The organism is Promicromonospora umidemergens (assembly GCF_024171995.1).
GTDB classification, from domain to species: domain Bacteria; phylum Actinomycetota; class Actinomycetes; order Actinomycetales; family Cellulomonadaceae; genus Promicromonospora; species Promicromonospora umidemergens.
Genome location: NZ_JAMTCT010000002.1, coordinates 274,095 through 295,158, shown reverse-complemented (window position 1 = coordinate 295,158; position 21,064 = coordinate 274,095). Strand labels below are relative to the sequence as shown.

The following is a 21,064-nucleotide window of genomic DNA, read 5'->3' as shown; positions in this document are numbered from 1 at the left end:
CTCGCCATCGCTCGAATACCACCACGGATCGATTGACTATCGAGCGATACGCATCGATAATCGCGGTATGAACCGCATTGTCTTTGCCATGCTCACGCTGCTGATCTTCGTCGGGATCGCCCTCGCCCTGTTCGCCCAGGCCGTGATCCTGCCCGGGATCGCGGCCGACGAGGTCAGGCACTTTCCGGCGTACGAGCCCTACCGTGCCCCGCTCCTGGCCGTCGGGATCGCGTTCATCGCCTGCGCGCAGGTGTCGCTCGCGGCCCTCTGGACCCTTGTGTTCCGTGCCCAGGCGGGAACCTTCTTCCGGCCGGGCACGCAGCCCTGGGTGATCACGATCGGCGCGGCGATCGGCGCCGCGACGCTGCTCACCGGTGGCTTCTTCGTGTACCTGACGTTCGTGGGGATCCCGATGCCCGACGACATGGGGGACCTGGGGCTGTGGATGGCGAGCGGCCTGGGATCCGTGGTCGGGGTCGCGCTGCTCGGTGTCGTGTTCGTGACCCATCGGCTCATCGAACGGGCGACGGACGCACAGACCGAGCTGGACGGCGTGCTCTGATGGCGATCGTCGTCGAGATCGATGTGCTCCTGGCCAAGCGGAAGATGTCGGTCGGCGACTTCGCCGATGCGATCGGCCTGAGTCCGGCCAACGTGTCGGTGCTGAAGAACGGCCGTGCGAAGGCGGTCCGGTTCTCGACGCTCGACGCGATCTGCGAGGCTCTCGGCTGCCAGCCGGGAGATGTGCTGCGGTGGGTCCCCGACGAGTAGCGTGGATCGCCATGGACGAACCAGTGGCGCAGGCGGAGCTCGGGGCGGCTTGCCGGGGTGAGCCGACGTGGTCGTGACCGTCGTGGCGACCGGGGTCGGGGTCGTCCTCGTGCTCGCGGCGCTGCGGGACGTGTTCCAGACTCTGCTGCATCCCAGCGGACGCGGCCGTATCAGCGTGGTGGTGACCAGCGCCGTGTGGTGGTCCTGTCACCGCCTCGGGACGCGTGCGGTCAGGTTGAGCGGGCCGGCGGCGATGGTGGTTGTGACGGTGGTCTGGGTAGGGCTCATCGTCCTCGGGTGGGCCCTGGTGTACTGGCCTCACATGGGGACGGCGTTCTCTTACAGCACGAGCCTCGAGCCGACGCGGCGCAGCGACTTCGTCGACGCCTTCTATGTCTCGGTCGTCACGCTGACCACGCTCGGTTTCGGTGACGTGGTTCCTGCGGCCTGGTGGCTGAGGCTGGTGGCTCCTGTCGAGGGTCTGATCGGTTTCGCTCTGCTCTCCGCGGGTGTCTCGTGGATCCTGGAGGTCTACCCTGCGCTGGCGCGGCGTCGCGCTGTGGCGTTGCACGTGCACGGGCTTTGCCGCATGCGGACGGTGAAGCTCCTTGGCGGCATGGAGCCTGGTGTGGTCGCACAGATCCTGCGAGACCTGGCGGCAGGTATCGACCGGATTCGCGTGGACTTCATGCAGTACGAGGTCATCTACTACTTCGCCGACCCGCACGGGAGCACCTCGCTCGCCGCGATGGCTGGGTATGTGCTGGAGCTCTCCGCAGCGGCTCAGGAGTCCGGCTCGGGACAGGTGCGGCACGCCGGTGGAATGCTCGATGTCAGTGTGGCCGGCCTCGCAGAGGTGCTCGACTCCGGGTACCTGCACACCGGAGGGACGACGGCGACCGTGCTGGCTGCTTACGGCCGTGCTCAGCGTGCCGGCTGAGCAGATGCCGATCAAGGCGCCACGGTCATCGTGCGCAGGCGCCCGTGTGCCGTAGTCAGCTGCTGGCCAACGTGATCTACCAATCCGGAACGCCCAGGGCTCCGAATCCACTACGCACCCCGGGGTGGAACAGGAGCTCGACAGCGTAGATCCGAGCCTCTCCTTGACCGCTGTGCATCCGGGCGTGTGCTTTTCCATCCATCAGAGTCAAGGGGTTCACGATGTTCGGAAAGAAGATGGTGGTCGAGATGATCGGCCGCAGCACAGCGAGCCAGCCCGACCGTCGCAATTTCCTGCGGGCGGCGGGGGTCGGCGGCCTCGGCGTCATCGGCGGCGCGGCCCTGCTCGCGCAGGACGCACCGAGCGCGGCGGCCAAGGAGAACAGCGGCAAGAAGATCAGCGACGAGGCGATCCTCAACTTCGCCCTCCAGCTGGAGTACCTCGAGGCGCAGTTCTACGCCTACGCCGCCACCGGCCGCGGGATCGATGCCTCGCTCACCGACGGCCGAGGCTCGATCGGCAAGGTCACCGGAGGGGCGAAGGTCCCGTTCAAGTCGAAGCGGATCCGTCAGTACGCGCAGGAGATCGCCGGCGACGAGCTCGCCCACGTCACGTTCCTGCGCAAGGCGCTGGGTGGGGCCAAGGCTGCCCAGCCCAACATCGATCTGAAGCACAGCTTCACCGCCGCGGCGCGTGCCGCCGGTCTGATCGGCCCTGGTCAGTCGTTCAACCCGTTCGCCGACGAGAACAGCTTCTTGCTCGGGGCCTACATCTTCGAGGACGTCGGCGTCACCGCCTACAAGGGTGCGTCGCCGCTGATCAGCAACAAGACGTACCTGGAAGCCGCTGCAGGCATCCTGGCCGTCGAGGCCTACCACGCAGGTGTGGTCCGGAGCGCGCTGTTCGAGAAGGGTCTCGCCGATGCGGCCAACGCTATCTCCGACGCCCGGGACAGCCTCGACGGCACGACCGACCTCGATCAGGGAATCACCAAGCGCGGCGCTGCCAACCTGGTGCCTACCGACGCCAGCGGCATCGCCTACAGCCGGACCCCGGGCCAGGTGCTCAACATCGTCTACCTGAACCCCGGCCAGGTGAGCCAGGGAGGCTTCTTCCCCAACAGCGTCAACGGCACTCTGCGGGTCAGCCAGAACAACAACAACAGCTGAGTCCGTTCCAGGTCGGCGGCCGGGTGGGTCAACGTCACTCGGCCGCCGATCAGGGACATCACAGAAGTAGCCGCGCGACCACGACGCGCCAGGACGAATCCCGACCAGCGTGTTGCGTCCAGGCCACGTCCAGTCGTCGGTGCCCGGGCCTGGATCAGGCGGCGCACTCCGTGCAGACCAGCTGGTCGGACTTCTCCTCGGCCAGCTGGCTGCGGTGGTGCACGAGGAAGCAGCTGGAGCACGTGAACTCGTCCGCCTGTCGCGGCAGCTGTTTGGTCGCCTCGTCCTCGTCCACAACGCCCGAGGACTTGTCGGACTGACGTGCCTGCAGCTCCTGGATCGAGTCCTGCTCGACATCCTCATCGGTCTTGCGTGGGGCGTCGTAGTCAGTTGCCATGTGGTGTTCTCCAGCGGTAGGCGCGATAGCAAGCTGCTTTACTGGGTTGCACACGATGCCGCCCTGGACCCTCACTCGCACGTGGTGCTGAGAGGGGGACAATCGCCTGGTGAGACCCACGCCGTGCGGCTCGGGCGTCTGTCGCCGGACACAAGAGCTGGTCGATGTGAGGATGTCCGCGCTCGGTGGGTCAGCCCTTGATGAGCTTCGCGAAGACGATCACGTTGTCCAGGTGGCGCCCCGCGTTCTTGTCGAAGGTGCCGCCGCAGGTGATGACCCGTAGTTCCGGGCCGTCGGTCGCGCCGTAGACGTCGATGCGGGGGAAGTCGTCCTTCGGGGTGCTCTTGACCTCGGTCACCTCGAAGGTCGCGGTGGTGCCGTCGGCCCGGTCGACCTCGATGAGGTCGCCCTTGCGGGTGTCGCCCAGCTCGAAGAAGACCGAGGGAGCGTAGCCGGTCCCGGTGACGTGCCCCTCCAGGACGGCGGGGCCGACCTCTCCGGGCGTCGGCGACCCGTCGTACCACGCGACCTCGTTGTAGCGCTCCCCGGTGGGGACCTGGAGCTTGCCCTCTGCGTCGAGGCCGAGCCCGTGGATCGGCGACTCGACGTCGATGCCCGGGATGCGTACCGCGACGGGCGGTGACGCGGACAGCGGCTGCACTCCGGGTGCTGGGGACGAGCTCTCGGCAGCGGCTTTCGGCGTCGACGGCGCGGAGGCCGACGGCTGGGTGGCCGCATCCTGCGGAGCGGTGCTCGACGCGGAGGATTCCTCCTGCGTCGTGCTGCTGGCCGCTGGGGGTGCTGGTGGTGCCTCGACCTGCTGGGTCGCGGCCCACGTGACGGCTCCGCCACCGACGACGATCAGGGCGGCGCACACCGCCACCACCACTGTGTGGCGGCGGCGGCGTGCGACGTTCTGCCCAGGATTCGTGTGCGTCACTTGGTGGCGCGGCGACGGGCGGCGAAGAGGCCGAGACCGCCGAGGCCCAGGGCCAGGGTGCCGAATGCGAGCGCGGTCGGGTACTCGATGCCTGGCTTGCTGGTGCCACCGGTCTCGACGCCACCGTGCGGCATGCTCATCTGAGCAGCGTTGAGCTCACCGCAGGCGGCCGGGTCGGTCGCCTCGGACGGCAGGGCCGGGTCGAGGTCCGACTTCGTGTCGCCGTCGTACTTGCCGGAGCCGTCGTGGTCGACACCGTGGACGACGACCACACCGTCGCCGGCGGCGATCTGCTGGGCTACCTCTTCGGAGACCTCGATGGTCCGCGAGTAGGTGTAGCTGGCCTCGGCCGGGAAGTTGTCGACGTCGAGCCCGTGCTCGGCGCCGGTCATGCCCGGCTCCTTCGTCAGCGAGACCGCGATGGCGCCGTACTCGTCGGCCCCGTCACTGGTCTGCAGGGCGCCCTCGAAGCCGTTGCCCTCCTGGTCGTTCGCCGGGCACATGTTCTGCCCGCCGATGTGGATGTGCTGGGCGTGCGGTGCACCGTCGAGCAGCCCCTCGGTCTCGAGGCTGATCTCGACCTGGTTGCCGTCGACCATGGCCCATGCGGTGCCGGAGGCACCCGAGTCGTTGAGCTGGCTGAGCTCGGCGGTGAGCTCACCGCCGTCCTGAGCGTTGGCGATGGCGGGCCCGGCCGCCAGGGGCAGGCCGACGAGAGCCGCGGTGGCGGCGAGGGTAGCGATTCGTGACGTGCGCATGTAACAAGTCCTCCTGTATGCCGACGACAACGTGCCGCCTGAGCGAACAATGACAAGTCAAATTAGAACGTCGTTCCTGTGCTCGCATGCCGAATCCCTTCAGCTATCAAGGGGCTGGGTGCTGAACCGCAGATCAGGTCATGCATTTCAGTGCAAAATTGATCCCCAGGGTCACCGGCAATCCGAATGCTCTTTATATGTCGTTTTCGAGTGGCTGTTCGTGGCGCGCTTATACAGCGAAATTCTGTTCTTGCCAGAGGAGAGCCAGCAGTGGGCCGTGTGCGCAGGCTCGCGCGCCGGAACGTGGAGGCCCGTCAGGACGGGGCGGCACGTGAGGGCAGTTGCGTGCGAACCTCGGAACGGAGGGAGACGCGTGGAAGTGGCCGGGGTGATCTCTGCAGAAGCCGTCCGAAGTTCTCGTACGAATCCGCCGACGGGTTGGGCCGGGCGCCGAGGGACCTCGGTGCCCGGTCGAACAGCAGGGTCTGTTGCAGTGGTTCGAGCCCGCCCATGTCGCCCGCCAACCCCATCGACTCCAGAGCTTGGAGTGCGGCCCCGGCCCGCTCAAGGACCCCGGAGGACGGCTCCTCCCGGCACGCCGCGTGGAGCGCTACGAATTCGTCGGCGGCCGCGTTCAAAAAAGTCGCGCACGACGGTGGGAGCGGGTTGAAGCCGACCTCGACGCGTCGCTGGTTGAGCCCGACCTCGGCGGACTCCCATCGTGCCGGGAGCTGCTCGCACCGCGTGGATACCTGGGACAAGTGCATGCTGAGCTGCCTGCTGAGATGTGTGAAACGGACTGCCTGTGTGAATCGGTCGTCAGGCGGCAGGGCACGCGCCTTGCAGAGGTCCAGCAGGTGGGGCGCCAGGCGTGCCGCCTCGCTCCAGGCAGCCTCAACCAGGTCCCATTCGCGGCGAGAGATTCGGGTGACACGGCGCTGCTCGACGACGTCGTCCTGATGTTCCGCGAGCCGGCCGACCACGACGAGAGCGAACGGCACCGCGAACATCAGCCCGGTCAGCGACGACAGCAGGTTTGCTGCGAAGCCGAAGCCCTCCCACCAGCCGCGGAGGTCCCCGACAACACCCAGGAACGAGAGGGCAATCCCGCACGGTGGCAAGGTGAGGCAGGTGACCTTGGTCGACGCCGGAAGTTCTTCCCAGACCGATGCCAGACCCGTCGAGCCGTGCCGGGAGGAACGCGACGCTATCGGGCTCGGCTCGATGGATCTCCTGGCGTCCAGCTCCCACGTGAGGTGCGTCACCACCCCGTCATCGAACCAGAGCGCCCCGGACGTGTCGAGGAACCGGGCTAAGGACGGCACAGCGACGACGGTGCGGAACCACGCACATTCATAGTGCACTCGCCAGTGCATTATGATGCACCGATCGGCTTGGATACAGACTCGCTGGCTACCGTGATCGGCGCGCGAGTGCGAGATGAGCGAACGGCTCGCGGTTGGACGCTGGACGTGCTGGCCGAGGCTGCGGGTGTGAGCCGCCGTATGGTCGTCAAGGTCGAGCAGGGAGCGGTGAACCCGAGCATCGGTACCCTCCTGCGCCTGAGTGACGCACTAGGTATCGGCCTTCCCGCGGTTGGTCGAGCCTCCCCAGCAAGATCGTGTGAAGGTCACCCGTGCCGGGGAGGGCGCTGTGCTGTGGAGCGGGGACGCCGGCGGGCGAGGTGTCCTCGTCGCCGGGACCGAGCCACCGGACGTCGTGGAGCTGTGGGACTGGACCCTCGCGCCGGGAGAGGCGCACACCAGCGAGGCCCACACCTCAGGTACGCAGGAGCTCCTTGAAGTGCTCGACGGCGTCCTCGTCGTCACGGTGGCTGATGAAGCGTTCACCCTCGCGGCCGGGGACGCGCTGACGTTCACCGGGGACGAACCGCACTCCTACGCCAACCCCGCGGACGCCGTCACCCGTTTCTCAATGACCGTCTACCAACCTGGCGTCGGCCCCAGGCACCGAACGGAGACCAACCATGCTTGACCAGGCCTCGCCGCTGAGTGTCGTCCTGATCGCGACGTCATGACCAGTCAGCACGCGAGGACCGCGATGCCGCCCTGGATGTGGGCAGGCGCGGCGATGCTGGCGGTGCAACTCAGCTCTGCGCTCTCCGTCGGGCTCATCGAGCAGGTCGGGCCGGCCGGAACTGCCTGGCTGCGGTTGAGCATGGGCGCGATCGTCCTGCTCCTGATCGCCCGGCCCCCGCTCCGTCTCGTCCGGCGCCGTGACGTGCCCGTGCTGCTCGCGCTGGGCGTGGCGACCGGGCTGATGTCGACCGCGTTCCTCGCCGCGATCGATCACATCCCGCTCGGCACCGCAGTCGCGATCGAGTTCCTGGGTCCGTTGACCGTCGCCGCGCTCCGCAGCCGCAACCGGCGGATGCTGGCCTGGCCCCTGCTCGCCCTGGGCGGGGTGGTGCTGATGACCGAGCCCTGGAACGGCGAGGTCAACCTCGCCGGAATCGGGTTCGCGGTGCTCGCCGGTACCGGCTGGGGCGTCTACATCGTGCTGACGCAGCGGGTCGGGGACCGATTCTCGGGGATCAGCGGCCTGTCGATCACCATCCCTGTCGCGGCGGTCGTGGCCGCTCTCCTCGGCGTGCCGCAGGCCGTCGGGCACCTGGACTGGCAGGTGCTCCTGATCGCGGCAGGGCTCGCGCTTCTGGCTCCGGTGGCCGCGTTCGGCCTCGAGATGCTCGCCCTGCGGCGGATGACGCACACCGCGTTCGGCACCCTCATGGCCGTCGAGCCCGCGTTCGGGGTAGCCCTCGGCCTGATTGTGCTCCACCAGACGCCCTCCCTGCTCCAGATCGGCGGGATCGTGCTCGTCGTCCTCGCTGGCGCGGGCGCCCAACGTGGCGGCACCCGCACCCGAGAGCCCAGACCGGCGGACCCGAAGCTCTAGGGCAGAAGACAGCGCATGATCGCGCCCTGGGCAAGGATCACACCGTGAGTTCATGCCGATTCATGAGTCGGAATTCCTGAACCCACGGGAATGTCTCTACTGCCGCGAGTTCGATCTGGCTTGCCCTGCCGCGTGGTGCCTGCGCCGCAGGTGGGCGGTCGGATCTCAATGGGACGGAAATTCTGGCGTGTCGTCAGGAATCCTGAACAAATCTCGGCAATGATGCGGAGATGACTCGTCCGAGCGAACTGGCGGCGGTGTGAGCCTCGCCGTGGTGCGCAACATCGGCTCACCGCGCGCTTTGCGCGGTGAGCAGGATGTCGAGGACTTCGAGCAGGAACTGGTCGATCAGTACGCGCTGGCGATGTGCGCAGCGGGTCTGACCGATGGGCATGTGGCGTCGTCGCGGGCGGTCGTGTTCGAGTTCCGCCGGTGCTTGACCGGTCCGTTGTGGTCGGCGACGACGGACGATGCGGACCGGTACCTGGCAGGACTGCGTCGTGCAGGGCGGGCTGCGAGCACGCGCGCTGGTAAGGCGGGCATGCTCGCGCAGTTCTACGACTTCGTGATCGCCCGTTACCAGGGCGATCTGCACGCGGTCACTGGGTTCGTCGTCGAGCAGCCGATCGACGAGTTCAACCGGCAGTCCGGCTCGGCGCTGAGCCGGGTGCGGGTTCCGCCCTCTGACCTCGAGGTTGACGAGCTGTTCACCGGGTGGCGGCTGTCGGTGGCGCAGGCACGGAAGTATCTGCCTGCTGCACGGGACTACCTCGCGGCCTCATTGTGGCGACGGCTTGGCTTGCGCATCGGTGAGACGGTCGGCCTGGACATCCGGGACTGGCGTCCGGACCTCGGGGTGGCGGGAAAGCTGCACGTTCGGTTCGGCAAGGGCAGTCGCGGCCGGGGTCCCAAGCAGCGGCTGGTTCCGGCGATCAACGGCGCGGACAAGCTGATCGACTGGTGGTTGGCGGAGGTGCGTCACCAGTTCCGCGAGGACTGGTCTGATCCGGATGCGCCGATGCTGCCGTCAGAACGGCGCGACCGGGAGACCGGGCGGTGCGCCCGGGCGAGCGACGACGTGCTGCGGCACGGGCTCAAGACCAGCACAGTGCTGTTCTTACCGGCGTGGGCCGGTCGGATGGGGCCCCACGTGCTGCGCCACTACTGCGCTTCGTCGCTGTACGGGGCAGGGATGGACCTCAAGGCGATCCAGGACGTTCTGGGGCACGAGTGGCTCTCGACCACGACGCGGTACATCCATGTCTCCAGCGACCACGTCGAGCAGGCGTGGGCAAGCGCGAACCGCCGGCTGGAGACCCGATTCGGAGGGACGGTGTGAGCCTATGAAGTGGAACCTGCGGATGAAGGCCGCCGAGCGCGGCATCTGGAAGTCGAACGAGCTGCGCCGGCTGCTGGCAGAGGCAGGCCTGGAGATCAGCGCGGGCAAGATGTCCGGCCTGTGGACGGGCACCCCGACTACGGTGCGGTTGGACGACCTCGACGTGGTCTGCCTGGTCCTGGACTGCGATCCGGCTGAGCTCCTCATCCCCGAGCCAGACAAGGCTGCCGCACGCCGCCGTCCCGAGGAGGCGGAGCGAACCGCCGGTGGATCGGCATCGGTAGTCACGCCCCGGTTCGGCAGACCGCGTTCTGACCCGCCGTTGTGAGCCCGGCTGCCGGGCCGTCGGCCGCGCTACGACCACCGCCGAAATGCATCGAGTGCGCAACCAACCGCGTCGCTTGGAGCAAGCCGCGGGTCGACTACTGCTACGACTGCCTGCCGGGCGGCCCCGCCACGCCACCGCCGTGCCGTGCCTGCGGCTCGGACCGCTACTTCAGCCAGGGCCTGTGCGACCGCTGCCACCCCGGCGCACCGCTGTTCCTCTCCTCCTGCAAGGACTGCCTAGCCTGGGGCGTCTACCGCCACCACAACTGGCTGTGCTGGACTTGCCGCTGGTGGCGTCAGCACTTCCCCGAGGGCCAGTGCGACTACTGCGGGCGCACCGCCCGGCTCGGCGAATCCGGGGCGTGCCGGTTGTGCCTCGAGCAGGCCCGCATGCTCCAGGAACCCGGCCGCGCCCTGGACCTGGTTGGAGCGAACAAGCACGGCCAGCAGATGTTCTTCGCGAACATGCACTTCCACCGGCGCAGAACCCCACGGCTGCGCCCACACCGGCCTCGTCGACGTCCCAGCCCACCGACCGGTACGTTCACTCCGGCTGTGGGCGTGCAGCTCGCCCTGTTCGACATGGCCCCAGATCCCGAGGTCGTGCGGGCGCGGGCGGCCTGGGAGGACGGCGAGCTGACCAGGTACTGCCACCAGGTCGTGCTCGAGCATGCCGAGAAGTTCGGCTGGAGCGCGCCGCGGCGCAACGACGTGGTCCGTTCCCTGCGGCTGCTGCAGACCCTGCGCGGCGCCCCGGATGAGAAGATCCGGGCGACCGATGTGCTGGTGCTGCCCGCCTACGACGGCAACATCGCGTCGACCCTGGACGTGCTGGCCGCCGCCGGCTTGCTCATCGATGACCGCCCACTACGCGTCGAGGTCTACTTCGCCTCCCGGACCAGGCTGCTGCCCGAACCCATGCGCACCGAGCTGGAGACCTGGCTGCGGGTCATGCTGGACGGGTCGAAACAGGCCCCGCGACAGCGCGGACGAGACCCGGCCACCGCACGCGTCAAGATCCTGGCGATCGTCCCGATCGTCACCGCATGGGCCCAGGCCGGCGTCACCACCCTGGCCGAGATCACCAGCGACGACATCATCGCCGCGATCCCGTCCGCCACGGCGAAGAGGGTGCCGGCCGTGACGCGGATGCGATCGCTGTTCAAGACGCTGAAGGCTCGCCGGATGATCTTCATTGACCCGACTCGCGGGCTGACGACCGGGCCGGGGCCAAGCAACATGCCCCTGCCTTTGGACACCGCCGCGATCCGCGACGCTCTGGCTTTCCCGGACCCCGCGACAGCGCTGGGTGTGGCCCTGGTCGCGTTCCACGCCCTGACCGGCCACCAGGTCCGCCACCTGCAGCTGACGGACATCATCGACGGCCGACTGACCCTGCCAGGCCGCAGCATCCCGCTGGCCGGCCCAGTCCGGGTGCGCCTGACCGCCTGGCTCGACTACCGAGCGGGCCGCTGGCCGCACACGATCAACCCGCACCTGTTCCTCACCCAGTTCACCGCTGGTCGGCTGACGCCGCCCAGCCACGTCTTTCCCTGGAAGAAGACCACCCTGCGCCCACAAGCCCTGCGCGAGGACCGCATCCTGGCCGAGGCCCACGCCAACGGCGGCGACCTACGAGCCCTGTGCGACCTGTTCGGCCTCAGCATCGAAGCCGCCCAGCGCTACACCCACACCGTCGGACCCGGCCCGGCACCCGCGAAACCCCGCAGCCGCCCCTGAAGCACACTGGCCGAACGTCAGCTGAGACGGCCACTGCACCGTGGCCCCGATACCGTGGTCTGGTGGCGCCTGAGCGAGCCAAGCGGTTCATGGCCGTGGTGCAGATCGATGCAAGCGGGCGCACCCACGTGCCTGTTCCGTTCGAACCCGACACGGCCTGGGGCGCCAAGCCACGCCATCACGTCACCGGAACGTTGAACGGTCACGGGCTGCGGGGCGTGCTCGACCAGACTACGGACGGGACCGTGCTCGTCCTGGGGCCGGCGTGGTGCCGGGACGCGCGGCTCACCACCGGCGACAACGCGCAGGTGCTCCTTGTCCCCGAGGGGCCCCAGCGCACCGACCTGTCCGCGGACTTCGCCGCCGCCTTGGACGCTGTCCCCGACGCCGGTGCCTACTTCGACTCGCTGGCCCAGTTCTACCGCAAGGCTTATCTGCGCTGGATCGAGGCGACCAAGCGCCGACCCGACCAGCGCCCGGTGCGGGTCGCCGAGGTCGTTCGCCTGCTCCAGGACGGACAGAAGGAACGCCCGAAAGGAATGAGCCCGCAGTGATCAGCATCCCGTGGCCACCATCTGCGGACGGGTCCCCGGAGTAGCTCGCTGAACTGTGGTGGGGGCCGGATCGTAGCGGTGCGCTACTCGCGGTCCCGGGTCGGTATCGGCTCAGCTCATGAGCAGTGTTTAGCAGCAGGCCGATGGGTTGGCCGCTGTCGCTGCGCTGGCACTGGTTCGTGTGTTCGTCGCGGGTGCGATCCAGCCCAGCTCGTCCATCGCACGTCGGCCGACCTCGAACTCCTCGATGACGGGGACGATCTGGTCGTCGGGGTGCGCGGTCAGCCAGCCTTCGGCCGCCTGCGGTGAGCTGAAGAAGTGGCCCAGATCGCACAGGTCCCGGATGTTCGCCACGGCGCGGGTCAGGTGCACCTTCGATACGACCGCCTGGGGCGGATCCACCTTGAGCACGCCGTCGGGGCTGAGCTCGACGTGGATGCGCTGCCCGGTGGCCGGGCACGTGGATTCGACGACGCCGGCGCGTCCGAGGATGAGGGGGAAGTTGACGACGTCGGTGGCGCAGAACCCGTATACCGTCCGGTCCTCGAACGTAAACGCGTGAGGTGTGGGCCGCAGCGTCAGCCCGAACCCGGCGACACGGCCATCCTCGGCCCAGTCGGTCCCTGGCTGGCGTTCGAGCTCGGCCTGCACCTTCTCGACCGGCCACCCGCCGGCGCCGGCCAGCTCCGCCATGGACACCGGCTGGCCGGTCTCTGCCAGCAGCCGCCACAGGCGGCAGAACATGTCCGTCATCCCCAGATTCGCATTCACGACTCCGGTCAGCTTCTGCACGCCTGCCTGGATCTGCTCGTCGCTCATCTCGATCACCCTTCTGGACTGGGTCAGCTGTCGTGCTGTTCCTGTGGCCGCGACGCTACGGTCTGCCCCCGGGGTGACGGTCAAGCACGTCACGCACAGTCCTGGCAGGGCCGAGGACCACGCGCCCAGCAGGCCTCGCTCTGGCCGGTCAGCTCGGCCAGGTGATCGCTCTCGTAGGCGTCGATCCGGGCCAGCGTCTGCTGCAGCTCACTGATCCGGTCCTCGATACGTGCCCGAGACTGGCGCAGTCGCTGCGCCAGCAGCGTTCCCGCACCCTGGCCCTGATGCGGCGGGTGGGTCAGGGTGTGGGTGAGGTCGCGGATCTCGGCGATGGTCAGGCCGAGGCCGCGCAGCAGGCCGATCAGCTCGACGCACCACAGGGCCTCGTCGTCGAAGAGGCGGTAACCGGTCGCGGAGCGCCCGACGGAGTAGATCAGCCCCCAGTCGGTGTACTGCCGCAGGTTCTTGACCGACACGCCCGTGCGGCCAGAGAGTTCACCGACGGTCATGTGGTCCCGGAGCACGCTGCTCGTCATCGTTGTCCTCCCTGTGTCCTATCTGTTCTCGCCCACCCGCGCAGCCCGCGTCGAAGTGTTGTCAGAGCATGGAGCCGAGGTCGGACCCGACCGTGGGGTAGGCAGCCGTGGTCGACTTGAGCTGGCGGGTGGTCAGCCCGAGCTTCATCGCCAGCCCCAGGGTGTTGACCAGCTCGCCGTACTCCGGTCCGAGCAGGTGCGCGCCCACGATCTGGTCGGTGGCGCGGTCGACGAGGACCTTGCTCGCCGCGGTGCTCTCCCCGGTCCGGTAGTTGGAGTACCAGCCGCTGGTGTCTCGGTAGCGGACCTCGATGTCCAGGCCCTGATCCCGGGCCTCGTGTTCGAGCATGCCGACCCGGACCAGCTCGGGAATCGTGAACACCGCGGTCGGGATCCCGGTGTAGTCGGGCACGGTCGTCGCGTTCTTCAGCATGTTCGAGGCGGCGACTTTGCTCTCGATCACGGCGACCGGGGTCAGCGGCATGCCCGCTGTGTCCGCCGAGTCGCCGGCGGCATAGACGGCCGGGTTGGTGATGCTTTGCAGGTGGCCGGCCACGGTGACGCCGCGGGCACCCCAAGCGACGCCGGCGGTGTCCAGGGCGAGCCGGGACAGGTCGGGGATCCGTCCGGCGCCGTGCACCACCAGGTCGTACTCGGCCGACTCCGTCGTCCCAGCCCGCTCGAGGGTGACCCGGTGGCCCGTGGCGGTCTTATCGATACGGGTGACCGTAGTGGCGCGCCGCACCTCGACACCAGCGGCGGCGCCCCGGTTGACCAGGAGCTCCACCAGGTCCGGGTCGAAGCCCTTCAACGGCCGCGGGCCACGGTCGATGATCACCGGCCTGGCACCGGCGCGCGCCGCGATGTGGGCGAACTCGAAAGAGATGAACCCGCCACCGACGAACAAGATCCGCTTCGGGAGCTCCTTGAGGTCCATGAACTGGGAGCTGTCGAGCATGTGCTCGTGGCCGGGCAGGTCGAGCGGCCGGGGACGCGCTCCGGTGGCGATGAGGAATCGCGCCGCTTCGTAGGGTCGACCGTCGACCTCGACCCGGTTCTGGCCGGTGAACGTGGTCGGGCCGTGCAGCGTGGTCACACCGTTGTGCGCTAAGCCGTCCTCGGCTTTTCGTGGGGCCGGGTCGGTGAAGCCGTGCTTGTGGGCCACCAGGTCGGCCCAGTTGATCGACAGGCCAGCAGCGTTGATGCCCTTGCCGCGCATCAGACGCGCGGCATCGACGATCTCGGCACCACGCCGCAGGATCTTCTTCGGGTCGCAGCCGCGCAGGGCGCAGGTGCCTCCGTAGGGCAGTTCGTCGACGATCGCGACTGTCCAGCCTTGAGACGCACACTTGTGCGCCGCGGCGATCCCGGCCATGCCGGCACCTATCACTATCAGGTCATACCTCGTGGTCATAACTTCTCCTTGCTTCGACAACCCCGGGTCCGGGCGGTCCACCGGGGCATCGGTCGAGGTGGGCGGTGTCGGGATCTCAGGGACGCTCGAGTGCCGCGCGCAGCTGGCGGAGCGTGGGAGCACCGGTCGGGCCGTCCGGCGTCTGATAGATGCGGCACGCCAGCCCGATACCGGCATCCGAGTCGGCGAACGGATCAGAGCCGTCCACCAGGATGCTCGGCGATCCACGGAAACCGACCCGCTCGGCCTGGTCGAACGTCTCGACGAGCTGACGAGTCACCGTGATATCCGGCCGCTCGGCAGCGATGACCTCGAGATGTTCCTGGGCGACCTTCCAGTTCGGGCACCCGTCGAAGTACTGCAGCACGATCTCCATACCAACGACCGTAAACCTTGCACCGCACTGCAAGGTCAAGGGCGTAGATTAAACAGATGCTGATCGGAGAACTCGCCGACACCGTAGGCCTGCCCGCCCAGACCATCCGGTTCTACGAACGCCAGGGCCTCCTGCCCCAGCCGCGCCGCCAAGCCAACGGCTACCGCGCCTACGACGACACGGCCCTCGCCCGTGTTCAGTTCATCCGCAACGCCCAGGCAGCGGGCCTGACCCTGGTCGAGATCGGCAGCATCGTCGAACTGCGAGACAACGGCCACCGACCCTGTACCCATGTGACAAACGTGCTGCGCACCAAGCTCGACGCCGTCCACGCCCGACAGGCCGAGCTCGCCGCCCTTGAACACGAGCTGGAACACCTCGTCGCACGCAGCAACGACCTCGACCCCGCCGACTGCACCGACACCGACATCTGCCACATCCTCACCCGCGGCAGTGGACCGGGCCCAGGGCACCGCGCTGCTGACACCTCGAGACCCACCTCTTACGGGAACTCGCCGCCAAAGTAGGCTGGTATCAGTGCTATACCCGCGAGTTCCGCCTCGAACCGCCTTCAGAATTGCTGAACTCGCGGGAGACGCCGCTGGCTCGGGGGCCGGTCTCGAAGAGCCGTGCTTCGTTGGGGTGGAACTGGGCCTGGACCAGGAACGACCTGTTGCGGATGCCTCTCTGTTTGGGAGCGAGTCGCCGGAGCGTCGAGGTACACGAACGGGTCCGCGGCCTTTTGCGCCCTCACGCTGCTCCTCGCGGTTCACCCGCCGTTGGACTGGCGGATCCCGGTGGCGAGCGCGTCGAACTCGTAGACGAACCCGCCGGCCGAACCGCTGACCGTCATGAAGGCGTCGGTGGTACCGGGTCTGATCGCGACGTTGGTCGCCGAGGTCAGGCCCTTCGTCCGGTGCGGCAGGGAGACCGTGGTGAGCAGCTCGCCGGTCGGGCTGTAGACGAAGACCTTCGCCTGTCCGTGAACTCCCTGGTAGAGGTTCCCGGCGGCATCGACGGCGGTCGAGTCGACCTGGCTCTTCCCTCCGCTGAAGTAGATAGCGGGGTAGGCAGTGGTCACCTCGGTCCCGTCGTCGTCGAGGCCCAGATAGTCGACCCGGTTGCCGGTGTTGTGGCTCACCCAGAGGCTCGCGAAGTCCGGGCTGAACGAGATGCCGTTGGGCGCTGGCAGATCGCGCGCGAGAACCGTCGGTTCGGCCGTCTCCCGATCGATCCGTACGATGCGGCCCTTCGGCTCCCAGGACGGGTCGGCGTAGCCGGTCGTATCGGTGACGTAGAGGTTGCCGGACTCGTCGAACGCCACGTCGTCCGGCCGCATGGGCAGGCCGTCGACGTCCCCGGAGAAGAAGGTCCGCGGGTCCTCGCCGTCGGCGGTGACGGTATCGATCCCGCCGCTGACGAAGTCGGTGAGGTACAGCCGGCCGTCGTGCGGGCTGAACTGTGCAGACGTGTATGCGCTGTCATCGTCCGTGAGGACGGGGGTGACGGCACGCTCCGCGACGTCGACCCGCAGCACCTTGGGCTCGCCGGCCGGGGCGGTCACGTCGACGACGTACAGGTTGCCGTCCGGCCCGAAGGTCGGTCCCTCCAGCAGCGTCATCCCCGTCGACTCGTGGACAGAGGTCACCTGGAGCACGCGCTCCGCGGTGCGCTCCGGCGCCGGTTCGTGGGGCCGCCCGCCGGCGTCGTCCGCCGTGCCGGGCGCGGCGCACCCGAGCAGCAGGCCGACTCCCACCAGCGCAGGGAGCGCCCGGAGGGCCGACGTGCGCGCGGACCCGGACCGGTGGCCGGTCACTGCGCCGTCACCAGGACGTCGTTCAGCTCGTGCGCGCGCCATTCCCGCAGCAAGCGGTGGAACGCGACGGGCCCGGGACCGTAGGAGAAGCTGCCGCCGACGCCCGCGCCCTCCCGGTTGTAGTAGCCGGGAGTGCACTCCGCCTGGAACGTGCTGTGGTCGTGGGCGGTGTCCTGGATGGTCCGCGCCCAGTCGGACTCGGCCCGCTCCGACGGCTCGACGTAGCGGGCACCGACCGCACGGCTCTCGGCGATGACGGCGGCGATGTGCTCTGCCTGCTCCTGCAGGACGTGCACGAAGTTCACCGAGTTCGCGTTCTGCACCGCACCGAGGTGGAAGAGGTTCGGGAAGCCGTTGCTGTAGAACCCGTGCAGCGTCCTGGGCCCGCGGCTCCAGGCGTCCAGGAGCATGCGGCCGCCCCTGCCGCGTACTGGCATGGTGCCGGACATCACGCCGGAGACACCAACCTCGAACCCGGTGGCGAAGATGACGCAGTCGACCTCGTGCTCGACGTCCCCGACGACCACCGAGGTCTCGGTCATCCGGGTGATCCCGCCGAGGTCCGCGGTGTCCACCAGCGTGACGTTCGGCCGGTTGAACGTCGGCAGGTAGACGTCGCTGAAGGTCGGGCGCTTGCACATGTAGCGGTACCAGGGCTTGAGCAGCTCGGCGGTCGCGGGGTCGGTGACCACCTGGTCGACCCGGGCGCGGATCTCGTTCATCTTGGCGAGGTCGACGAGCTCGTCGATCCGCTCCCGCTCCTCGTCGGACACGCTCAGGTCGACGGCGCCGCTGATGACCTTGCGCTGCAGCTGGGCGGTCGACGTCCAGCCGTCCCCCGTGAGGTCCTCCTCCACGGGTTCCCCGGAGACGACCGACAGGAAGTTGTCCATGCGTTCCTGCTGCCAGCCGGGTCGCAGCGACGCGGCCCAGGCCGGGTCGGTGGGCTGGTTGTCCCGCACGTCGACGGATGAGGGCGTGCGCTGGAAGACGAAGAGGTGCTCGGCGTCGCGCGCGACGAACGGGATGACCTGGACGCCGGTGGCGCCCGTGCCGACGACGGCGACCCGCTTGTCGGCGAGCCCGGTGAGCCCGCCGAACTGGTCGCCCTCGGTATAGCCGTAGTCCCACCGGCTCGTGTGGAAGGTGTGGCCGCGGAACGTCTCGATCCCGGGGATGCCAGGGAGCTTGGGTTCCGTGAGCGTGCCGGAGGACGTGATCACGAACCGCGCGCGCATGCGGTCGCCGCGGTCGGTCTGGACGACCCACTGAGCTGCCGCCTCGTCCCAGACCAGTGTCGTCACCCTGGTGTGGAACACCGCGTCCCGATACAGGTCGAACTTCCTGGCGATCGCCACGGCGTGCTGCCGGATCTCTTCCCCCGGCGCGTAGCGCCACTCCGGCACGGACCCGACCTCCTCCAGGAGCGGCATGTACACGTAGGACTGGATGTCGCAGTGGATGCCGGGGTAGCGGTTCCAGTACCAGGTACCGCCGAAGTCGCCGGCCTCGTCCATCATCCGCAGGTTCTCGACGCCGGCCTCGCGCAGGCGCGCACCGGTGACCAGGCCACCGAACCCGCCACCGATGACCAGCACCTCGACGGAGTCGGTCAGCGGATCCCGCTCGGCCCGCGGCGTGTAGGGGTCCGTGGCGTAGTAGCCGAACGAGCCCGCGGCCCGCCGGTACTGGGTGGCACCGTCCGGACGGATGCGCCGGTCCCGCTCCGCCGCGTACCTCGCGCGCAGCGCGTCGACGTCCAGCTCCTCGGTGGTCGCGGCGTCCTGGAAAGAAGTCGTCATGCCTGGCCCCTCGCTCGCGCGTCCGGGCCGGTGCGTGCCAGGGGCGCTCGTGTCGCGCGGGGCTCCCACAGCCGCCAGCCCGAGACGCCTGTGGATCGGTTGGTCCGCCCACCATAAACTTAACCTGACCCTAAGTAAATACGTGGGCCGCGCACGAACAGGACCGGACGCCGCGCCAGGAACTACGGTGGGGGCGTGACAGAGACCGGCGACGCCGAGCGCGCACAGCTGGCTGCGCGGATCCGGAACCTCAGCATCGCGTTCGAGACCGGCGCTCTGCCCACCCTCCTGAACCCGTTGCTCACGGTGGAGCTCACGATCCAGCAGCTCAAGGTCCTCACCATGCTGGTCACCACCGACGGGGGCATGACGGGCAGCGGGCTCGCGGAGTCGTTCGGCGTCTCCATGGCCTCGATGTCCGGGCTGCTCGACCGGCTCGTGGCCCAGGACATGGTCGAACGCTCGACCGACCCGCACGACGCGCGGGTGCGCCGGATCCACGCCACCGAGCTCGGCCGTTCCGCGATGCGGCGCCTGGTCGCCGCGCGCCCGGAGTTCGCCGACGACGTCCTGGTGCGGATCCCGCTCGACGACCTGCGGGCGCTGGCGCAGGGCATGAGCGCTGTTCGCGCAGAGCTGGACAGGCTGCACGCCCGGAAGGCCGGCGAGGGCTGAACGGCTGCGCCCAGGACGTCAGACGGCTGACCAGCCGCCGTCCGAGGCGATGACCGCCCCGTTGAGGTTCACCGAGTCCCTGGACAGGAGGAACGTGATGGAGGCGGCGAGCTCCTCTGCCGTCGCGAGGCTCAGGATGTTGACCTGGTGGGGTCGCAGGACCGGGGCGCCGAACTCCGCCTGGCCCGGTACGGGGATGCCCGTTGCGACGCCGCCCGGCGCCACGGCGTTGGTCCGGATGCCGCGCTTCGCGTACATCACGGCGCTCGACCTGGTCAGGCCGACGACCGCGTGCTTGGAGGCGGTGTAGGCGACGCCGGCGGCCGAGCCGCGCAGGCCTGCCTCGGAGGCGACGTTGACGATGCGCCCTTCCCGCGCCTCCAGCATGTGCGGGACGACGGCGCGGGTGAGTCGCATCGTGCCCTCGAGGTTCACGCGCAGCACGCGCTCCCACAGGGCGTCGTCGACCTCGTGGATCGCCGACATGTCGTCCATGATCCCGGCGACGTTGGCCAGCGCGTCGATCCGGCCGCCCGCCGCCAGGACGATGCGGGCGACGTCGGCCTGGTCGGAGATGTCACCGGCGACCGGTACGACCTCGGCGCCGGCGGGGAGGTCGGTGAGCGCGGCGACGAGCTCGCCGAGCTTGTCCCCGGAGAGGTCGGCGGCGACGACCCGGCCGCCCTCGCGGGCCACCCGGGACGCGACGGCCCTGCCGATGCCGGCCGCGGCGCCGGTCACGATGACGGTCTGGCCTGCGAAGCGGCCGGGAGTGATCTGCTCCACCCAGCCGGTCGGCTGCTCGTTGTCGGCGTCCGCCTCTGCGGCCTCGTCCGGTGCCGCGGCTCGGTACGCGGCCGTCAGCGCGTCGAGCGCCTCGGCGGGGAGCTTGCCGCCTGACAGGGCCACGAGCTGCTCCAGCGGAAGGCCACGAGCGGGGGAGAGGGTCTCCGGCGTGGTGCCGCCCTGCGCGAGAAGTCCGGCGAGGATCCGGCCGCCCACGGGGTGGTCGAGCCACTCGCCGACGGTGGAATGAACGGTCAGTGCCATGGGTGCTCCTCGGCCGGGGACATAGGTACCGGACAGTGGTGTCCGGTACCTAGGATAGGACCATGACCGGTGTGCTTCGCGACCCTCGACGCGGTGACGTTCCCCGCATCCCCGCGCGTCGCGGGGGAGCGCCCAACCTCGGACCGCGTGCCGCGGCGGGCAGCCGGGCGGCTCTGCTGGCGGCGGCCCGCGAGGTCTTCGGGTCCGTGGGGACCAGCGCACCGCTGAGCGCTGTCGCCAAGCGAGCCGGCGTCGGGCAGGGCAGCCTCTACCGGCACTTCCCGGAGCGGCTGGACCTCGTGGTGGCGGTCTTCGAGGAGCAGGTGGCCGCTGTCGAGCAGCTCGCGGCGGAGCCGGGCGCCGGACTGCCCGACCTGCTCGGGCTGGTCACCCGGCACGCGGTCGACTCGGTCGGCTTCGTGGACCTGGTCCGGTCGGAAGCGCCCGACGGGCGTCTCGGCGCCCTGGGTGAGCGGGTCGCCGTCGTGCTGGGGACCCGGCTGGAGGATGCGCTCACGGCGGGTGAGGTTCCACTCGGGACGACGCCGGACGACCTGCTGCTCGCCGTCTCGATGGTGACCGGCGGGCTGTCCGGGGTGGGGCAGGCCGGTCGGGTGCGCAGGGCCACGCGCGCCTGGGAGCTGCTGGGGATCGCGGTGCGGGTTCCGGCGTCGCCGGCGTGAGCGTCGTCAGCCAGGGGTGATCCGCGTTGGCTGGTCAGGGCG

The 21,064-nt window shown here is 69.0% G+C and carries 24 protein-coding genes and 1 pseudogene; 14 read left to right on the top strand and 11 right to left on the bottom strand.

Going from position 1 to position 21,064, the window contains the following annotated elements:
* The first annotated feature begins 67 nt into the window (after positions 1-67).
* The 4 genes from APR04_RS04910 to APR04_RS04895 all read left to right on the top strand — a co-directional run bounded on the left by APR04_RS04910 (position 68) and on the right by APR04_RS04895 (position 2,880).
* Complete coding sequence (locus tag APR04_RS04910; protein WP_253868281.1) at positions 68-562, top strand: DUF2975 domain-containing protein; 495 nt, start codon at positions 68-70, stop codon at positions 560-562.
* Positions 562-771, top strand: a complete 210-nt coding sequence (locus APR04_RS04905; protein ID WP_253868280.1) for a helix-turn-helix domain-containing protein — start codon at positions 562-564, stop codon at positions 769-771. Before APR04_RS04910 ends, APR04_RS04905 begins: the two co-directional genes overlap by 1 nt.
* 67 nt (positions 772-838) lie before the next feature.
* Complete coding sequence (locus APR04_RS04900; protein WP_253868279.1) at positions 839-1,711, top strand: potassium channel family protein; 873 nt, start codon at positions 839-841, stop codon at positions 1,709-1,711.
* A gap of 221 nt (positions 1,712-1,932) precedes the next feature.
* Positions 1,933-2,880 (top strand): ferritin-like domain-containing protein, encoded by a 948-nt coding sequence (locus APR04_RS04895; protein WP_253868278.1) that lies wholly within the window; start codon positions 1,933-1,935, stop codon positions 2,878-2,880.
* 154 nt (positions 2,881-3,034) lie between these two features.
* Here APR04_RS04895 and APR04_RS04890 read toward each other — a convergent pair whose 3' ends face one another.
* From APR04_RS04890 to APR04_RS04875, 4 genes are all read right to left on the bottom strand, one after another.
* A complete protein-coding gene (locus APR04_RS04890; protein WP_253868277.1) occupies positions 3,035-3,277 on the bottom strand; it encodes a DUF4193 domain-containing protein in 243 nt (80 codons plus the stop codon).
* A gap of 190 nt (positions 3,278-3,467) precedes the next feature.
* Complete coding sequence (locus APR04_RS30940) at positions 3,468-4,217, bottom strand: class F sortase (protein ID WP_253868276.1); 750 nt, start codon at positions 4,215-4,217, stop codon at positions 3,468-3,470.
* Positions 4,214-4,975: a CHRD domain-containing protein gene (locus APR04_RS04880; RefSeq protein WP_253868275.1), complete on the bottom strand. Its 762-nt coding sequence runs from the start codon at positions 4,973-4,975 to the stop codon at positions 4,214-4,216. The genes APR04_RS30940 and APR04_RS04880 overlap by 4 nt, the downstream gene beginning before the upstream one ends.
* A gap of 314 nt (positions 4,976-5,289) precedes the next feature.
* On the bottom strand, positions 5,290-6,300 hold the full coding sequence (locus APR04_RS04875) for a hypothetical protein (protein ID WP_253868274.1): 1,011 nt from the start codon (positions 6,298-6,300) through the stop codon (positions 5,290-5,292).
* Between the two features lie 33 nt (positions 6,301-6,333).
* On the opposite strand from APR04_RS04875, the pseudogene APR04_RS30935 reads away from it, so the two are divergent.
* The 7 genes and pseudogenes from APR04_RS30935 to APR04_RS04845 all read left to right on the top strand — a co-directional run.
* Positions 6,334-6,504 (top strand): annotated as a pseudogene (locus tag APR04_RS30935) (helix-turn-helix domain-containing protein); the annotation flags it as partial.
* A gap of 94 nt (positions 6,505-6,598) precedes the next feature.
* Complete coding sequence (locus APR04_RS30930) at positions 6,599-6,970, top strand: cupin domain-containing protein (protein WP_308292321.1); 372 nt, start codon at positions 6,599-6,601, stop codon at positions 6,968-6,970.
* A gap of 39 nt (positions 6,971-7,009) precedes the next feature.
* Complete coding sequence (locus APR04_RS04865; RefSeq protein WP_253868273.1) at positions 7,010-7,891, top strand: EamA family transporter; 882 nt, start codon at positions 7,010-7,012, stop codon at positions 7,889-7,891.
* Positions 7,892-8,150: 259 nt separating this feature from the next.
* On the top strand, positions 8,151-9,230 hold the full coding sequence (locus APR04_RS04860; protein WP_253868272.1) for a tyrosine-type recombinase/integrase: 1,080 nt from the start codon (positions 8,151-8,153) through the stop codon (positions 9,228-9,230).
* 4 nt (positions 9,231-9,234) lie between these two features.
* Positions 9,235-9,558, top strand: a complete 324-nt coding sequence (locus tag APR04_RS04855) for a helix-turn-helix domain-containing protein (protein WP_253868271.1) — start codon at positions 9,235-9,237, stop codon at positions 9,556-9,558.
* 389 nt (positions 9,559-9,947) lie between these two features.
* Positions 9,948-11,297: a site-specific integrase gene (locus APR04_RS04850; protein ID WP_253868270.1), complete on the top strand. Its 1,350-nt coding sequence runs from the start codon at positions 9,948-9,950 to the stop codon at positions 11,295-11,297.
* Positions 11,298-11,359: 62 nt separating this feature from the next.
* Entirely contained in the window at positions 11,360-11,851 is a 492-nt protein-coding gene (locus APR04_RS04845) for a YdeI/OmpD-associated family protein (protein ID WP_253868269.1), read from the top strand.
* Positions 11,852-11,980: 129 nt separating this feature from the next.
* Here APR04_RS04845 and merB read toward each other — a convergent pair whose 3' ends face one another.
* The 4 genes from merB to APR04_RS04825 all read right to left on the bottom strand — a co-directional run bounded on the left by merB (position 11,981) and on the right by APR04_RS04825 (position 14,996).
* Positions 11,981-12,670 (bottom strand): organomercurial lyase MerB, encoded by a 690-nt coding sequence (gene merB / locus APR04_RS04840; RefSeq protein ID WP_253868268.1) that lies wholly within the window; start codon positions 12,668-12,670, stop codon positions 11,981-11,983.
* Positions 12,671-12,759: 89 nt separating this feature from the next.
* A complete protein-coding gene (locus APR04_RS04835; protein ID WP_253868267.1) occupies positions 12,760-13,206 on the bottom strand; it encodes a MerR family transcriptional regulator in 447 nt (148 codons plus the stop codon).
* Positions 13,207-13,267: 61 nt separating this feature from the next.
* Positions 13,268-14,620: a dihydrolipoyl dehydrogenase family protein gene (locus tag APR04_RS04830; RefSeq protein ID WP_253868266.1), complete on the bottom strand. Its 1,353-nt coding sequence runs from the start codon at positions 14,618-14,620 to the stop codon at positions 13,268-13,270.
* Positions 14,621-14,696: 76 nt separating this feature from the next.
* Positions 14,697-14,996, bottom strand: a complete 300-nt coding sequence (locus APR04_RS04825) for a thioredoxin family protein (RefSeq protein WP_253868265.1) — start codon at positions 14,994-14,996, stop codon at positions 14,697-14,699.
* Between the two features lie 56 nt (positions 14,997-15,052).
* On the opposite strand from APR04_RS04825, the gene APR04_RS04820 reads away from it, so the two are divergent.
* Positions 15,053-15,523 carry a heavy metal-responsive transcriptional regulator gene (locus tag APR04_RS04820; RefSeq protein WP_253868264.1) on the top strand — a complete coding sequence of 157 codons (471 nt, stop codon included), beginning with the start codon at positions 15,053-15,055 and terminating at the stop codon, positions 15,521-15,523.
* 242 nt (positions 15,524-15,765) lie between these two features.
* Here APR04_RS04820 and APR04_RS04815 read toward each other — a convergent pair whose 3' ends face one another.
* Together APR04_RS04815 and APR04_RS04810 are read right to left on the bottom strand one after the other, a co-directional pair.
* Positions 15,766-16,812: an SMP-30/gluconolactonase/LRE family protein gene (locus tag APR04_RS04815; RefSeq protein ID WP_253868263.1), complete on the bottom strand. Its 1,047-nt coding sequence runs from the start codon at positions 16,810-16,812 to the stop codon at positions 15,766-15,768.
* Positions 16,809-18,614 (bottom strand): flavin-containing monooxygenase, encoded by a 1,806-nt coding sequence (locus APR04_RS04810; RefSeq protein WP_253868262.1) that lies wholly within the window; start codon positions 18,612-18,614, stop codon positions 16,809-16,811. The genes APR04_RS04815 and APR04_RS04810 overlap by 4 nt, the downstream gene beginning before the upstream one ends.
* A 195-nt stretch (positions 18,615-18,809) precedes the next feature.
* On the opposite strand from APR04_RS04810, the gene APR04_RS04805 reads away from it, so the two are divergent.
* Positions 18,810-19,289, top strand: coding sequence for a MarR family winged helix-turn-helix transcriptional regulator (locus APR04_RS04805; RefSeq protein WP_253868261.1), 480 nt, complete (start codon positions 18,810-18,812; stop codon positions 19,287-19,289).
* 18 nt (positions 19,290-19,307) lie between these two features.
* On the opposite strand, the gene APR04_RS04800 is transcribed toward APR04_RS04805, so the two are convergent.
* The gene (locus APR04_RS04800; RefSeq protein ID WP_253868260.1) at positions 19,308-20,339 is read right to left on the bottom strand and encodes an SDR family NAD(P)-dependent oxidoreductase; all 1,032 of its coding nucleotides are present in this window, start codon (positions 20,337-20,339) and stop codon (positions 19,308-19,310) included.
* Between the two features lie 62 nt (positions 20,340-20,401).
* Between APR04_RS04800 and APR04_RS04795 the strand changes: the two genes are divergently transcribed.
* Entirely contained in the window at positions 20,402-21,022 is a 621-nt protein-coding gene (locus tag APR04_RS04795; RefSeq protein ID WP_253868259.1) for a TetR family transcriptional regulator, read from the top strand.
* The last annotated feature ends 42 nt before the right edge of the window (positions 21,023-21,064 follow it).